The following is a 14,832-nucleotide window of genomic DNA, read 5'->3' on the forward strand; positions in this document are numbered from 1 at the left end:
GGCACATTGCGGCTGCGTACGGTCCGCGAGCTCTCACGATACGTGGCCTCGCCGCGCTCCGCCGCCGGGTCGGGCCAACCCGCTCGGGCCGTCCGGGACCGGTCCGTCCCGGAGCGGTCCGGCTATTCGGGCCGGAACGTGGCGAACGCCGTCTTGCGCAGCGTCGTACATTCCTTGCTGTCCCACTCGCTCGCCTTGCAGCTGATCATGATGGCGTAGCCGCGGTTCTCGTCCACCTTGAAGCCGCGGTTGAGGACTCTTATCCGGTCGCCGTTCTGGTCGCGCTCGAACTCCCAGTCCGCGACGGTCGGATAGCCGTTGTACTCGACCGTCCGTATGCCGATCATCTTGAAGTTCGTACTGCTCCCCGACACGGCGGGCACTGCGGAACGCCAGGCGGAGGCAGCGCTGTCGCTGGGATTGCGGTTGAAGTCGACCTGGACGCGCGGGAATCCGCCGTCCTCGCTGAATATCGCGCCGGAGCTCCGCCCGGCCGTCCCCGTACGCCGGAACTCCTTGGGCATGGCCATGGAGAAGCGGAACTGCCCGTCGGCCACGCGCTCATAGCCCTCGGGGATCTGATCCCCGGAGCCCTGACCGCCGTCGTCGCCGTCGCCGGAACCGCCGTCATCGCCCTCGTCGCCGCCGGAGCCCTGGCCGCCGTTCTCCTCCTGGGAGTCGCCGGTCGGGTCCGTGCCCTGGGACGGCTCGTCCTTGCCCTGGTCGCCGCCGTCCCCGGTGTTCGCCCCGCTGGAGGCGGCCTTGTCCTTGCCGCCGCCCTTGCTGTCCGGCTGGTCCTCGTTGCCGTTCAACGCGACGGCGAGCACCGCACCGAGCACGGCGATCGCGACGGCGACCGCCACGAGCACCAGGGTCCGCCGCGGCACCACATCGCTGAGCGAGGCACGCGCGGGCCGCCCCGCGCCACCGGAACCAGAACCGGCACCCGAGTCCGAACCCCCGGCCGCAGCCGTGGACTCGGACGCGGTCGCCTCCGCGGGCCCCGTCGACGAGGCGGCATTGCGCACCGAACGCAGCGCGCCGCGCAGCCGGTCCGCCACCTCACCGCGCCGCGCGGAGTCCGCGGGGACGGGCGGCAGCGGGACCACCTTGGTCTGCTCGGGCGAGGCGACGACGCCGGGCTCCGCGTCCAACGGCTCCGGCGCATTGACCACATCGTTGAGCAGCGCCCGCGCACTCGCGTCGTCGAGCCGGTGCTCCGGGTCCTTCTCCAGCAGGCCGTAGATGACCTTCTCGAGCCGCCCGGCGTTCCGCGGGGGCTCCAGCTGCTCGGTCATCACCGCGGTGAGCGTGGCGATCGCCGATCCCTTGTCGTACGGCGGAACGCCCTCGACGGCCGCGTACAGCAGGCCGCCCAGCGACCACAGGTCGGCGGCCGGGCCCGGCTTGTGGCCACGGGCACGCTCGGGCGAGATGTACGAGGGTGCGCCGACGAGCATGCCGGTCGAGGTGATGGACGGGTCGCCCTCGACCTGCGCGATGCCGAAGTCGGTGAGCACGACGCGGCCGTCGTCACCGGCGATCAGTACGTTGGACGGCTTCACATCGCGGTGCAGGATGCCCTCGCGGTGCGCGGAACGCAGTACGTCGAGGACGGCGAGCCCGACCTCGGCGGCGCGCTTCGGCGTCAGATAGCCGTCCTCGCGCACGACCTCGGCGAGCGACTTGCCCTCGATGAGCTCCATGACGATCCACGGGCGGTCGTCCTCGTCCACGACGTCGTAGACGGTGACCGCGCCGTTGTTACGGATCCGGGCAATCGCCTTGGCCTCGCGGAGCGTACGCGTGATGAGCCGGCGCTTCTCGTCGTCGTCGATGGCCGAGGGGAACCGCAGCTCCTTGACCGCGACGGTACGCCCGAGCGTCTCGTCGACCGCCCGCCAGACCGTGCCCATGCCACCGCGACCGAGCACCTCACCGAGCCGGTACCGCCCGGCGAGCAGCCGCGAGGCCGCACCCCGGACAGGCTTCTTGGGCACCTCGACCTTGTCCTCGACGGAGGCCTTGTCGGCGCTGTCCTCGACGGACGTCTTCTCGGCCCTGTCCTCGACAGGCGCCTTGTCGTCGTCGCGAGATCCCTCGGAAGATTCCTCGTGAGAGTCCTCAGGCGATGCGTCGGGCGATGTGTCGAGCGATGCGTCGGGAGCGTCTTCCGGCACGTCGGCCTTGCCCTCGGCAGGCTCCTTCGGAGTGACTGCCGTGCCCCGGCCGGACTCCTCGGCCGCATCCGCGCCGGACTCCTCGGGCGCCTCGGCCGCGTCCCGACCGGACTCCTTCGGCAGCTCAGCCTCGTCCCGACGGGCTTCCTTCGGCTGCTCAGCCTCCGACATGCGTCCCCTCTGCAATCAACCCGCCCTGGCAGAGCGTCCATTGTCTCTCATGCTCGGGGTGGGGGAAGGCCCGGGTCCGGGCGATGATGGCGAAACACACACCAGGGCGGGCCGCAGCCCGGACACAACGGCCGACACCGCACCGGGAACGAGGGGGACCGCACATGACCCACCGCCCCGCACCCCGAGGCCCCCGCACCCTGGCCACCACGGCAGCCCTGCTCACGGCGCTGACCGCGCCACTCGCCGGCTGCACGGACACCGACACCGCTGCCCCTTCCCGTACGGCACCCACCTCCGCCGGCTCCTCCACGAACTCCCCCGCAACATCGGACAATCCGGACCCCAAGCCCACCGGAACCGACCCGTCCCCCGCCTTGTCCGCCCTGGTCACCAAGGGCAGGGCCCCGGGCGCCGCCGCCCTCGCCCGGCGTGACGGCAGCACGCGGTTCACCACCGCGGGCGTGGCCGACACCCGCACCGACCGCCGCATCCACCGCGCGGACCGCTTCCGCGCGGGCAGCATCACCAAGACCTTCACGGCCGTGGTCCTCCTCCAACTGGCCGCCGAGAAAAAGCTCTCCCTCGACGACACCGTGGAGCAGCACCTGCCCGGTCTCGTACGCGGCCACGGCAACAACGGCCGCAGGATCACCCTGCGTCAGCTCCTCAACCACACCAGCGGGTTGCCCAACTACACGGCCGACCCCGACAACCCCGCGACTCCCCTCGACCGCACCCTCACCCCCGCCTCACTGGTCCGCTTCGCCCTCACCCACCCACCGGACTTCGCCCCGGGCAGCAAGTTCGCCTACTCCAACACCAACTACATCCTGCTCGGCATGATCACCGAGAAGGTCACCGGCCACGGCTACGCCGAGGAAGCCACCCGCCGCATCCTCAAACCCCTGAAGCTGACCGGCACCTCCTACCCCGGCACCCGCCGCGACCTCCCGGCCCCCCACGGCAGCGGCTACACCGGCACCCCTGACGCCCCCCGCGACCGCACAGACCTCAACCCGTCAGGCGCAGGCGCCGCCGGCGAACTGATCACCACACTCAACGACCTGAACCGCTTCTACACAGCCCTGCTCTCCGGCGAACTCCTCCCCCCGACCCTCCTGACACAGATGCGCGACGTCCACGCCACCAAGGGCAAGTACGGCCTGGGCCTGTTCCCCGTGGTCCTCTCCTGCACGATCGTCTGGGGCCACAACGGCACCATCACCGGCTCCGCCGTCGACACTTTCGGCACGAAGAACGGCAGCCACGTCCTGACCTACCGGGTCAACGCCGACTGGCTGGCCGAGAACCCAGATCTGGAAAGGCCCTTCCTGGAAGCCGAGTTCTGCCCTTAAGGGGTGCGGGGAACTGTGCGACCAGCCACGACGGACCCGCAGACCAAACGCCAACCGCACCCACCCCCAGGGGCGCGGGGAACTGCGCAACCAGCCGCAGCGCACCGCACCCGAAGAACCCCGCCGCACCCGCAGGGTGAACCCGCCGAGGGCTACAACGGAACGATGTCCGGCGCCCCAAGCCGAGCCGCATCCGCCGTCAAATCATCCGGCTGCCGCTGAGACTCCCGCTCAGCCTCAACCCGCTTCTGGTAGTGCTCCACCTCCCGCTCGATCTGGTCCTTGTCCCACCCGAGCATCTTCGCCATCAGCTCGGCCGCCTCCCGCGCACTGCGCGTCCCCCGGTCGAAGGTCTCGATCGAGATGCGCGTACGCCGCGTCAGCACGTCGTCCAGATGACGCGCCCCCTCGTGCGAGGCCGCGTACACGACCTCGGCCCGCAGATAGTCCTCGGCCGCGGCAAGCGGCTCACCGAGCGAAGCATCGGCGGCGATCAGTTCGAGCAGTTCCTCGGTCAGCGAGCCGTACCGGTTCAACAGGTGCTCCACGCGCGCCACATGGAGCCCGGTCCGCGCCGCGATCCGCGCCCGCGCGTTCCACAGCGCCTTGTACCCCTCGGCCCCGACCAGCGGAATGTCCTCGGTGACACACTCGGCGACCCGCTGGTCGAGCCCGTGCACCGCCTCGTCCACCGCGTCCTTGGCCATCACCCGGTACGTCGTGTACTTGCCGCCCGCCACCACCACGAGCCCCGGCACCGGATGCGCCACCGTGTGCTCCCGCGACAGCTTGCTGGTGGCGTCCGACTCCCCGGCGAGCAGCGGCCGCAGCCCCGCGTACACACCCTGTACGTCGTCCCGAGTGAGCGGCACGGCGAGCACCGAGTTCACATGCTCGAGCAGATAGTCGATGTCCGCGCTGGACGCGGCCGGGTGCGCCTTGTCCAGATCCCAGTCGGTGTCCGTCGTCCCGACGATCCAGTGCCGGCCCCAGGGGATCACGAAGAGCACGGACTTCTCGGTGCGCAGGATCAGCCCGGTCGTCGAGTGGATCCGGTCCTTCGGCACGACCAGGTGGATGCCCTTGGAGGCCCGGACGTGGAACTGCCCGCGCTCCCCCACCATCGCCTGGGTGTCATCGGTCCACACCCCGGTGGCATTGACGATCTGCCGGGCCCGGACCTCGTACTCCCCGCCGCCCTCGACGTCCTGCACCTTCGCCCCGACGACCCGCTCGCCCTCGCGCAGGAACCCGGTCACCCGCGCCCGGTTGGCGACCTTCGCGCCGTACGCCGACGCCGTGCGCACCAGCGTCGCCACATAGCGCGCGTCGTCCATCTGCGCGTCGTAGTACTGCAACGCCCCGACCAGCGCGTCCTTCTTCAGGCAGGGCGCGATCTGCAGCGCGCGGCGCCGCGACAGATGCCGGTGCGAGGGCACCCCGCGGCTGTGCCCACTCGACATCGACATGGCGTCGTACAGGGCGACGCCCGACCCCGCGTACACCCGCTCCCAGCCCTTGCCCTTGAGCGGATACAGGAACGGCACCGGCTTCACCAGGTGCGGCGCGATCCGCTCGAGCAGCAGCCCGCGCTCCTTGAGCGCCTCGCGCACCAGCATGAAGTCGAGCATCTCCAGATAGCGAAGGCCGCCGTGGATCAGCTTGCTCGACCGGCTGGAGGTGCCCGAGGCCCAGTCCCGCGCCTCGACCAGGCCCGTCGACAGGCCGCGCGTCACGGCATCGAGCGCCGTGCCGGCGCCGACCACGCCCGCGCCCACGACCAGTACGTCCAGTTCACGCTCGGCCATCGCCGCAAGCGCCTCGGCCCGCTCGGCCGGTCCCAGTGTCGCTGTCCTCACCGCATGCCTCCCGTCGCCCCCGTGTGGTCCGGCTCACATCGACGATTCTGTCCGCCCGCACTGACATCGGCCACTACCCAGCCGCCCCCTGTGGACAACACTCCGAACTCTGTCGCTCCGCAATACCGCAAATCGGTCATATTTACTCCTAACCTGACATTGCGCTCGTCCGGTTTGTCCACAGGGCTTGCGCGTCTCCCGCAGTCCCGCTAATGGACGCTCTCGCAATTGGCGCTCCGGAAACTGGGAAGGACGGCCCACCGTCATGCCCGCAGATCTCGCCGTCATCGGACTCGGCCACCTCGGCCTGCCCCTTGCCCAGGCCGCCGTAGCGGCCGGCATCGACACCGTCGCGTACGACCCGAGACTCTCCACTGAGCTGGCCACCGAGATCGCCGCGGGCCGGCTGCCCGCCGACGAGGGCACGCTCACCGCCGCCGACCTGCGCCGCATGCTCGCGGGAGGCTTCCGGCCGACCACCAACCCGGTCGAGCTCGGCCGCGTCCGCACCGCCGTGATCTGCGCACCCGCCCCCCTCGGCCCCGACGGCTCGCCCGACCTGTCGCACATCGCCGACTCCGCCCGCGCCCTCGCCACCCGGCTCCGCCCGCACACGACGGTCATCCTGGAGTCCCCCGCCTACCCCGGAACCACCGACGGATTCCTGCGCCCCCTCCTCGAGGAGGGATCCGGCCTGCGGGCGGGCCACGACTTCCACCTCGCCTACTCCCCCGGCCGCCTCGACCCGGGCAACCGCACCCACGGCTACGCCGGCATCCCCAAGGTCATCGGCGGCCTCACCCCGGCCTGCACCGAATCAGCAGCGGCCTTCTACGGACGCCTGACCGACAAGGTCGTCCGCGCCCGCGGCCCCCGCGAGGCCGAGACCGCGCAGCTCCTGGAGACCAACTACCGGCACGTCAACATCGCCCTGGTCAACGAGATGGCCGTGCTCTGCCACGACCTCGGCATCGACCTGTGGGACGTCATCCGCTGCGCCGAGACCAAGCCCTTCGGCTTCCAGGCCTTCCGCCCGGGCCCCGGCGTCGGCGGCCACGGCACCCCGCTCGACCCCAACTACCTGCCGCACCCGAGCCGCACGCCCGGCCACCCGCTGCGCATGGTCGGCCTCGCCCAGGAGATCAACCAGCGGATGCCGAGCTATGTCATCCAGCGCGCGGCCACCCTCCTCAACGAGCACGGCAAATCCGCCCGCGGCGCGCGCGTGCTGCTCCTCGGCGTCACCTACAAGCCCGACCTCGCCGACCAGCAGGGCGCCCCCGCCCAAGAGATCGCCACCCGCCTGATGGAGCTCGGCGCCTCGATCAGCTACCACGACCCCTACGTCCCCAACTGGCGCGTCCTCGGCCGCCCGGTCCCCCGCGCGGACTCCCTCTACGAGGCGGTGGCCGACGCCGACCTGACGATCCTGCTCCAGCCCCACCGGACGTACGAACTGCAAGGTCTGTCGGTCAAGGCGCAGCTCCTCCTGGACACGCGCGGGGCGACTCCGGTGGGTGCGGCCCACCGTCTGTGAACGCCTGCCCCTGTGGACTGTCGGCTCCCGTTGATAACTTGAGCCATCAGAGTCATCGCCGCGCGCCCCCGGGGGACCCCATGAGCCAGCCCTGGCAACCACAGCCTTCGCAAGACAATCCGTACTCCCAGACGCCACCCATGCCCGCAGGGGGCCCGCCCCCGATGCCGCCGCAGCAGCCCGGTTACGGCTACCCGCAGCAGGCACCCCAGCCTCAGCAGGCACCGCAGGGCTTCCCGCAGCAGGGGTTCGCCCCGCAGCAGCCGTTCCCGGGCCAGCCCAACTACGCCTATCCGCCCGGCTTCGCACCCAAGCCGGGCAACCCGGTCGGCGCGTTCTTCCTCGGACTGCTGGTCTCCGTGGTCGTCGCGGGGATCTACGCGCTGATCATGTTCGCCACGTACAAGGACGTGACCGAGGACAGCGTCGCGCACGCCATGTACCTCGGGCACGCACTGGTCAACGGCGCGCTCACCGGCCTGGTGGTCGGCGCCGTGGGCGGCCGCAGCGGCGGCGCACCCGTCAGCGGGGGCATCATCGGCGCGCTCGGCGCGTTCTTCGGCTCCGTCAACGGCTTCGCCTTCATCATGCTGGACCAGCCCGGCGGCAGTAACTACCTCGAGGACGAGCCCTTCTTCCCGGTCGAGCTCTGGTGGGGCGGCAGCGGTCCCGCCGCGGAGACCAGCAACCACCTCATCGCCGTCCTCGGCCTGCTGCTCGCCGCGGGCATCGCCGTCGGCCTGGCCGTCGCCATGGGCCGCCGACGCCGCAGCTGACAGCAGCCGTACGCACACGACGAAGGGCCCGCATCGCCGACTCGGCGATGCGGGCCCTTCGTACAGGCAAAACAGCCGAAGAACCTCAGCGGCGGTGCTGCGAGTCCGCGACCGTGACCTCGACCCGCTGGAACTCCTTGAGCTCGCTGTACCCGGTCGTCGCCATCGAACGACGCAGCGCACCGAAGAAGTTCATCGAGCCGTCGGGGGTGTGCGACGGGCCCGCCAGGATCTCCTCCGTCGTGCCCACCGTGCCCAGGTCGACCTTCTTGCCGCGCGGCACGTCCTCGTGCACGGCCTCCATGCCCCAGTGGTGGCCCTTGCCGGGCGCGTCCGTGGCGCGGGCCAGCGGGGAGCCGATCATCACCGAGTCGGCACCGCAGGCGATCGCCTTGGGCAGGTCGCCGGACCAGCCCACGCCGCCGTCGGCGATGACGTGCACGTACCGGCCGCCGGACTCGTCCATGTAGTCACGGCGCGCGGCCGCGACATCCGCGACGGCGGTGGCCATCGGGACCTGGATGCCCAGGACGTTGCGCGTGGTGTGCGCGGCGCCGCCGCCGAAGCCGACCAGGACGCCCGCGGCGCCGGTCCGCATCAGGTGCAGGGCCGCGGTGTAGGTGGCGCAGCCGCCCACGATCACCGGCACATCGAGCTCGTAGATGAACTGCTTGAGATTCAGCGGCTCGGCGGCCGACGAGACGTGCTCGGCGGAGACGGTCGTGCCGCGGATGACGAAGATGTCGACACCGGCGTCCACGACGGCCTTCGAGAACTGGGCCGTACGCTGCGGCGAGAGCGCGGCGGCGGTGACGACGCCCGAGTCGCGCACCTCCTTGATGCGCTGCCCGATCAGCTCTTCCTTGATCGGGGCCGCGTAGATCTCCTGCAGGCGACGGGTCGCCGCCTCGGAGTCCAGGCCGGCGATCTCGTCGAGCAGCGGCTGCGGGTCTTCGTACCGGGTCCACAGGCCCTCGAGGTTGAGCACGCCGAGGCCGCCCAGCTCACCGATGCGGATCGCGGTCTGCGGCGAGACCACCGAGTCCATGGGAGCGGCCAGGAACGGCAGCTCAAAACGGTAGGCGTCGATCTGCCAGGCGATCGAGACCTCCTTCGGGTCCCGCGTACGACGGCTCGGGACGATGGCGATGTCGTCAAATGCGTACGCCCTGCGCCCGCGCTTTCCGCGCCCGATCTCGATCTCAGTCACCTTGTGTGGCCTTTCCGCACTGCTTTTGACGGGATGCGTCTTCCAGTATCCCCGACGCGCGCGCGAAGGCCCGCGGGCGTAGTACCCACGGGCCTCCAGACGTACGTCCCGGCGCTCAGCGGCGCCTTTCGACCGCCTACCGGCGGCTGTAGTTCGGTGCCTCGACGGTCATCGAGATGTCGTGCGGGTGACTCTCCTTGAGACCCGCGGACGTGATCCGTACGAAGCGGCCCTTGGCCTTGAGCTCCGGGATGTCGGCCGAACCGACATAGCCCATGGACGCCCGCAGACCGCCGACGAGCTGGTGCGCGACCGAGGACAGCGGGCCGCGGTAGGGCACCTGGCCCTCGATGCCCTCGGGGACCAGCTTGTCCTCGGACAGCACGTTGTCCTGGAAATAGCGGTCCTTCGAGTACGAGCGGGCCTGCCCGCGCGACTGCATCGCGCCCAGCGAGCCCATGCCCCGGTAGGACTTGAACTGCTTGCCGTTGATGAAGACCATCTCGCCCGGCGACTCCTCGCAGCCGGCAAGCAGCGAGCCGAGCATGACCGTGTCCGCACCGGCGGCGATCGCCTTGGCGATGTCGCCGGAGTACTGCAGGCCACCGTCACCGATGAGCGGGACGCCGGCCGCGTGGCACGCGCGGGCGGCCTCGTAGATCGCGGTGACCTGCGGAACGCCGATACCGGCGACCACGCGCGTGGTGCAGATCGAGCCCGGCCCGACGCCGACCTTCACGCCGTCGACACCGGCGTCGATCAGCGCCTGGGCGCCGTCGCGCGTCGCGACGTTGCCGCCCACGATGTCGATGTTGATGTTGGTCTTGAGCTTGGCGATCATGTCGAGGATGCCGCGGCTGTGGCCGTGCGCGCTGTCCACGACCAGGAAGTCCGCACCGGCTGCGGCGAGCGCCTGCGCCCGGTCGTACGCCTCGTCGCCGACGCCCACCGCGGCACCGACGACCAGACGGCCCTCGGAGTCCTTGGCGGCGTTCGGGTACTTCTCGGCCTTCACGAAGTCCTTGACCGTGATGAGGCCCTTGAGAATGCCGTTCTCGTCGACGAGCGGCAGCTTCTCGATCTTGTGGCGGCGCAGCAGCTGCATGGCGTCCTCGCCGGAGATGCCTACCCGCCCCGTGACCAGCGGCATCGGCGTCATGACCTCGCGGACCTGGCGCGAGCGGTCCGTCTCGAAGGCCATGTCGCGGTTGGTGACGATGCCGAGCAGCTTGCCCGCCGGGTCGGTGACCGGGACACCGCTGATGCGGAACTTGGCACAGAGCGCGTCGGCCTCACGCAGCGTCGCGTCCGGCGAGACCGTGATCGGGTCGGTCACCATGCCGGACTCGGAGCGCTTGACGAGGTCGACCTGGTTGGCCTGGTCCTCGATGGAGCTGTTGCGGTGCAGCACACCGGCGCCGCCCTGACGGGCCATCGCGATGGCCATCCGGGACTCGGTGACCTTGTCCATCGCGGCGGAGAGCAGCGGGATGTTCACCGTCACGTTCCGCGAGACGCGGGAAACGGTGCTCACGCCGTTCGGCAGCACTTCGGAGGCGCCCGGCAGCAGCAGGACGTCGTCGTATGTCAGCCCGAGCATCGCGAACTTCTCGGGTGCTCCGTCGACGTTGTCACTCATGACACCTTCCCCAATGCTCTTGCCAGGCGCGGACCACCATGCTAACGGCCCGCGGGGGTGCTTCATTCCACGATCGCATCACACCGGATCACAATCGTTGTACGTTCCGACAAAGGCGCAAAGTCGCCCTGGTGCAGACCCCGCGTGAAGCCCTACGCCGACCGGCCCCATGGCGACGGCCGGCCGCTCACTGCTCGGCGAGCGCCCGCAGCCGGCTCAGCGCACGGTGCTGAGCGACCCGGACCGCGCCGGGCGACATCCCCAGCATCTGCCCGGTCTCCTCGGCGGTGAGGCCGACGGCGATGCGCAGGAGCAGCAGCTCGCGCTGATTCTGCGGAAGGTTCGCGAGCAGCTTCTTGGCCCACTCGGCATCACTGCTGAGCAGCGCCCGCTCCTCGGGCCCGAGGGAGTCGTCCGGACGCTCGGGCATCTCGTCCGAGGGCACGGCGGTCCACCCGGGGTGCCGCATCGCGGCACGCTGCAGGTCTGCGACCTTGTGCCCGGCGATGGCGAAGACGAAAGCCTCGAAGGGGCGCCCGGTGTCCTTGTAGCGCGGCAGCGCGAGGAGCACGGCGACACAGACTTCCTGGGCCAGGTCCTCGACGAAGTGCCGTGCGTCACCCGGCAGTCGGGACAGCCGGGTACGGCAATAACGGATGGCGAGGGGGTGCACGCGCGCGAGCAGATCGTGCGTCGCCTGCTCATCACCCTCGACGGCACGCTGGACGAGAGCACCAATCACCCCTTGGGCGGCGGCAGCCTCGTCCTCACGCATCGGTCCATGGTGCCTTGACGCCGGCCGGTCTGCGCCGCCGCGTCCGTAGTTGTGCACTGAAGCGTTATGAGCAGGTGCGCCGGAACTCATCTCCTGCGCCCTCCCCTCCCGCTGACCCTGCTCGATCGACTCGTCCCCGAGGAACTCCACACCTCAAGGATGCGGCATAGCGCGGGAAACGACGCACGCCGCTGTCGCAACGCCGCTGAGCGGGCATCCGCCGCCCCGTCCGCACAGCTGCGGACGGGACTCGGCAAAGACACGGAAGCCCCGCGGCGGTGCACCTCTAGCGGACCAGGCCCCAGCGGAAACCGAGCGCGACGGCGTGCGCACGGTCCGAGGCGCCGAGCTTCTTGAACAGCCTGCGCGCGTGGGTCTTGACCGTGTCCTCGGAGAGGAACAGCTCGCGCCCGATCTCGGCGTTCGACCGGCCGTGGCTCATGCCCTCGAGCACCTGGATCTCACGCGCGGTGAGCGTCGGCGCCGCACCCATCTCGGCCGAACGCAGTCTGCGCGGAGCGAGCCGCCAGGTCGGGTCGGCGAGCGCCTGCGTGACCGTGGCGCGCAGCTCGGCGCGCGAGGCGTCCTTGTGCAGATAGCCGCGGGCACCTGCGGCGACGGCCAGCGCCACGCCGTCCAGGTCCTCAGCCACGGTGAGCATGATGATGCGCGCACCGGGGTCGGCGGAAAGGAGCCGCCGAACGGTCTCCACGCCGCCCAGACCGGGCATGCGTACGTCCATCAGAATCAGGTCCGAGCGGTCGGCACCCCAGCGACGGAGGACCTCCTCGCCGTTGGCCGCCGTGGTCACGCGCTCTACGCCGGGCACGGTCGCGACCGCGCGGCGGAGCGCCTCTCGGGCAAGCGGGGAGTCGTCGCAGACGAGGACGGATGTCATGGCCGCCCTCCGCAGCTGATGCGCGTCACCTTGAGCCTCCAGGCCTTGTACGAATCGTCACCTGTGCGATTGACGCCCTCGGACATCTGCCCGAGCGCTTGTGTTTTCAACCGCCTCGCACTCTCAACGATGGTCACTCGAAAGAGTTACGGGTCCCGGCCCTGCCTTCGGCACTCTACGTGAGGGCACGGACACAGGACAGGCACCGCAGGTCACCTGAGCTTCGTTAAGAGCTATGCCCCATTTAGCGGCTTTTCTTCCCTTTTGCTGGTGTCTGTGGCTAGATTCGCGATGAGTCATATTTTCATCTACTACGACAGTAGATGTACGGTCATGGGCACTGAACCCGCTCAGCACTGTTGCAAGGGGACAAAGCAATGGCAGATTTCTCCCGCCTTCCCGGACCGAACGCCGACCTGTGGGACTGGCAGCTGCTCGCCGCCTGCCGTGGGGTCGACAGCTCGCTCTTCTTCCACCCGGAGGGCGAGCGCGGTGCGGCGCGGAGTGCTCGCGAGAACTCCGCCAAAGAGGTCTGCATGCGCTGCCCGGTCCGCGCGGAATGCGCCGCGCACGCGCTCGCGGTGCGTGAGCCCTATGGCGTGTGGGGCGGTCTGACCGAGGACGAGCGCGAGGAGCTCATGGGCCGGGCGCGCAACCGCCTCGTACCGGCGACGGTGACGGCGGCCGCGTCGTCCACGGTCGCGTCGAGTTCCTGAAGGAACGTTTCTTCGAATTTCTCTTCGTTTGTACGTACGCGGGTCGGGCGTGCGTAACTGATCAGCGCGCCGCGGCCGCGGCCAGCTGGTCGAGGGTGGCCGCGACAGCCGGCACCTGGGCCAGGTCGGGCAGCGTGAGCGCGACGATCTCGCGCCGCACGGCCGGCTCCAGGGTCACGGCCCGCGCGCCCTTGGGGCGTACGGACTCCAGCGTGAGCCCCGGCAGCACGGCGACCCCGAGCCCGGCGCCGACCAGGCCGATCACCGCCGGATAGTCGTCGGTCGCGAAGTCGATGCGCGGCGCGAAGCCGGCGCCCTGGCAGACCTCCACCAGCTGGCGGCGGCAGCGCGGGCAGCCCGCGATCCAGGGCTCGTCGGCGAGCTCCCCGATGGCGACGGAGCCCGCCTTGGCGAGCCGGTGCCGCTCGGGGACCAGGGCGACGAGGCGGTCCGCGAGGAGGGGGCGTACGACCAGGTCGCTCCAGTCCTCGGTGCCGTTCGTGCCGTCGTAACGGAAGGCGAGGGCCACGTCGCAGTCGCCCTCGCGGAGCATCTCCACCGAGCGCGGCGGCTCGGCCTCCACCAGCGAGACCCGGGTGCCGGGGTGGGCCGCGCGCAGGGCGGCGAGTGCGGTGGGGACGAGGGTCGAGCTGCCGCTGGGGAAGGAGACCAGGCGGACCCGGCCCGCCCGCAGGCCCGCGATGGCGGCGACCTCCTCCTCGGCCGCGGTGAGCCCGGCGAGGATTCCGGCGGCGTGCCGGACCAGGGCCTCGCCCGCCTGGGTCAGGCGCATTTCGCGGCCGGTGCGGATGAGCAGGGGGGTGCCCGTGGAGTGTTCGAGGGCCTTCATCTGCTGGCTGACGGCCGGCTGGGTGCAGCCCAGCTCGCGGGCCGCGGCCGAGAAGGACCCGGTGGCGGCGACGGCGCGGAGCACTCGGAGATGACGGGCCTCGATCATCCCGTAAGCATAAGCGAATCTTGGGGGCATTGCGGAATATTGCATAGACGCCTTTGGGATGGCTCGCTTAGCGTGAGGGCATGCAGCTTCTCTCCTTGAATCTCGGCGCGCACCGGCCCTCCGAGCACACGGACGCCCCGTCCGGCGGCACCGGCATCGACAAGCAGCCGACCGACTCCCCGGTCCTGGTCACCGCACCGGGGCCGAAGGGCGTGGGCGCGAGCGGCCTCGCCGGGGACACGGTCGCCGACCTGCGTTTTCACGGCGGTCCCGACCAAGCCGTGTACGCGTACGCGCGCGAGGACCTGGACCGCTGGGAGACCGAGCTGGGCCGTCCGCTCGCCGACGGCGTCTTCGGCGAGAACCTCACGACCCGCGGGCTCGACGTGAACGGGGCGAAGATCGGGGAGCGTTGGCGGATCGGCCCGGATCTGGTGCTCGAAGTGACGTCGGGGCGGATTCCTTGCCGTACGTTCGCGGGGCATCTCGGGGAGCAGGGCTGGATCAAGCGGTTCACTCAGGCCGCCGTCCCCGGTGCCTATCTCAGGGTGATCGAACCGGGCGAGATCAGGGCCGGCGACCCCATCGAGATCGTGCATCGGCCGGACCACGAGGTGACCCTGAGCTTTGCCTTCCGGGCCGGCACCACCGAGCGGGAGCTGCTGCCGCGGGTGCTCGCCGCGGGCGAGACGCTGCATGTGGATCTGCTCGAGAAGGCCCGCGAGTACGTCGCCAAGTACGGCACCCCGTAAGGG

12 protein-coding genes are annotated in these 14,832 nt (G+C 70.4%); 5 read left to right on the top strand and 7 right to left on the bottom strand.

Annotated features, from left to right (window positions below):
* Window positions 1-122: 122 nt before the first annotated feature.
* Window positions 123-2,351: a serine/threonine-protein kinase gene (locus OG430_RS20610; RefSeq protein WP_327354027.1), complete on the bottom strand. Its 2,229-nt coding sequence runs from the start codon at window positions 2,349-2,351 to the stop codon at window positions 123-125.
* A 164-nt stretch (window positions 2,352-2,515) separates the two neighbouring features.
* Here OG430_RS20610 and OG430_RS20615 point away from each other — a divergent pair, with 164 nt between their 5' ends.
* A complete protein-coding gene (locus tag OG430_RS20615; RefSeq protein ID WP_327354028.1) occupies window positions 2,516-3,709 on the top strand; it encodes a serine hydrolase domain-containing protein in 1,194 nt (397 codons plus the stop codon).
* A 152-nt stretch (window positions 3,710-3,861) separates the two neighbouring features.
* On the opposite strand, the gene OG430_RS20620 is transcribed toward OG430_RS20615, so the two are convergent.
* On the bottom strand, window positions 3,862-5,568 hold the full coding sequence (locus OG430_RS20620) for a glycerol-3-phosphate dehydrogenase/oxidase (protein ID WP_327354029.1): 1,707 nt from the start codon (window positions 5,566-5,568) through the stop codon (window positions 3,862-3,864).
* Window positions 5,569-5,833: 265 nt separating this feature from the next.
* On the opposite strand from OG430_RS20620, the gene OG430_RS20625 reads away from it, so the two are divergent.
* On the top strand, window positions 5,834-7,105 hold the full coding sequence (locus tag OG430_RS20625; RefSeq protein WP_327354030.1) for a nucleotide sugar dehydrogenase: 1,272 nt from the start codon (window positions 5,834-5,836) through the stop codon (window positions 7,103-7,105).
* A gap of 164 nt (window positions 7,106-7,269) precedes the next feature.
* Window positions 7,270-7,881, top strand: a complete 612-nt coding sequence (locus OG430_RS20630) for a hypothetical protein (RefSeq protein WP_327354031.1) — start codon at window positions 7,270-7,272, stop codon at window positions 7,879-7,881.
* An 85-nt stretch (window positions 7,882-7,966) separates the two neighbouring features.
* Here the strand turns inward: OG430_RS20630 and OG430_RS20635 are convergent, their stop codons facing one another.
* From OG430_RS20635 to OG430_RS20650, 4 genes are all read right to left on the bottom strand, one after another.
* Window positions 7,967-9,091 (bottom strand): GuaB3 family IMP dehydrogenase-related protein, encoded by a 1,125-nt coding sequence (locus OG430_RS20635; RefSeq protein WP_327354032.1) that lies wholly within the window; start codon window positions 9,089-9,091, stop codon window positions 7,967-7,969.
* A 136-nt stretch (window positions 9,092-9,227) separates the two neighbouring features.
* Window positions 9,228-10,730 (bottom strand): IMP dehydrogenase, encoded by a 1,503-nt coding sequence (gene guaB / locus OG430_RS20640; RefSeq protein WP_327354033.1) that lies wholly within the window; start codon window positions 10,728-10,730, stop codon window positions 9,228-9,230.
* Window positions 10,731-10,917: 187 nt separating this feature from the next.
* Entirely contained in the window at window positions 10,918-11,505 is a 588-nt protein-coding gene (locus OG430_RS20645; protein ID WP_327354034.1) for a sigma-70 family RNA polymerase sigma factor, read from the bottom strand.
* Between the two features lie 286 nt (window positions 11,506-11,791).
* Window positions 11,792-12,403: a response regulator transcription factor gene (locus OG430_RS20650; protein WP_003948568.1), complete on the bottom strand. Its 612-nt coding sequence runs from the start codon at window positions 12,401-12,403 to the stop codon at window positions 11,792-11,794.
* A 377-nt stretch (window positions 12,404-12,780) separates the two neighbouring features.
* Here OG430_RS20650 and OG430_RS20655 point away from each other — a divergent pair, with 377 nt between their 5' ends.
* The gene (locus OG430_RS20655) at window positions 12,781-13,119 is read left to right on the top strand and encodes a WhiB family transcriptional regulator (RefSeq protein ID WP_327354035.1); all 339 of its coding nucleotides are present in this window, start codon (window positions 12,781-12,783) and stop codon (window positions 13,117-13,119) included.
* 61 nt (window positions 13,120-13,180) lie between these two features.
* Here OG430_RS20655 and OG430_RS20660 read toward each other — a convergent pair whose 3' ends face one another.
* Entirely contained in the window at window positions 13,181-14,077 is an 897-nt protein-coding gene (locus tag OG430_RS20660; protein ID WP_327354036.1) for a LysR family transcriptional regulator, read from the bottom strand.
* Window positions 14,078-14,157: 80 nt separating this feature from the next.
* Here OG430_RS20660 and OG430_RS20665 point away from each other — a divergent pair, with 80 nt between their 5' ends.
* The gene (locus tag OG430_RS20665; protein WP_327354037.1) at window positions 14,158-14,829 is read left to right on the top strand and encodes an MOSC domain-containing protein; all 672 of its coding nucleotides are present in this window, start codon (window positions 14,158-14,160) and stop codon (window positions 14,827-14,829) included.
* The last annotated feature ends 3 nt before the right edge of the window (window positions 14,830-14,832 follow it).

Source organism: Streptomyces sp. NBC_01304, assembly GCF_035975855.1.
GTDB lineage: Bacteria > Actinomycetota > Actinomycetes > Streptomycetales > Streptomycetaceae > Streptomyces.

Bases quoted from the DNA above. Each gene is read 5' to 3' on its own strand.
- OG430_RS20610 (WP_327354027.1), bottom strand. From the start codon at position 2,351: ATGTCGGAGGCTGAGCAGCCGAAGGAAGCCCGTCGGGACGAGGCTGAG.
- OG430_RS20615 (WP_327354028.1), top strand. From the start codon at position 2,516: ATGACCCACCGCCCCGCACCCCGAGGCCCCCGCACCCTGGCCACCACG.
- OG430_RS20625 (WP_327354030.1), top strand. From the start codon at position 5,834: ATGCCCGCAGATCTCGCCGTCATCGGACTCGGCCACCTCGGCCTGCCC.
- OG430_RS20630 (WP_327354031.1), top strand. From the start codon at position 7,270: ATGCCGCCGCAGCAGCCCGGTTACGGCTACCCGCAGCAGGCACCCCAG.
- guaB (WP_327354033.1), bottom strand. From the start codon at position 10,730: ATGAGTGACAACGTCGACGGAGCACCCGAGAAGTTCGCGATGCTCGGG.
- OG430_RS20645 (WP_327354034.1), bottom strand. From the start codon at position 11,505: ATGCGTGAGGACGAGGCTGCCGCCGCCCAAGGGGTGATTGGTGCTCTC.
- OG430_RS20650 (WP_003948568.1), bottom strand. From the start codon at position 12,403: ATGACATCCGTCCTCGTCTGCGACGACTCCCCGCTTGCCCGAGAGGCG.
- OG430_RS20655 (WP_327354035.1), top strand. From the start codon at position 12,781: ATGGCAGATTTCTCCCGCCTTCCCGGACCGAACGCCGACCTGTGGGAC.
- OG430_RS20660 (WP_327354036.1), bottom strand. From the start codon at position 14,077: ATGATCGAGGCCCGTCATCTCCGAGTGCTCCGCGCCGTCGCCGCCACC.
- OG430_RS20665 (WP_327354037.1), top strand. From the start codon at position 14,158: ATGCAGCTTCTCTCCTTGAATCTCGGCGCGCACCGGCCCTCCGAGCAC.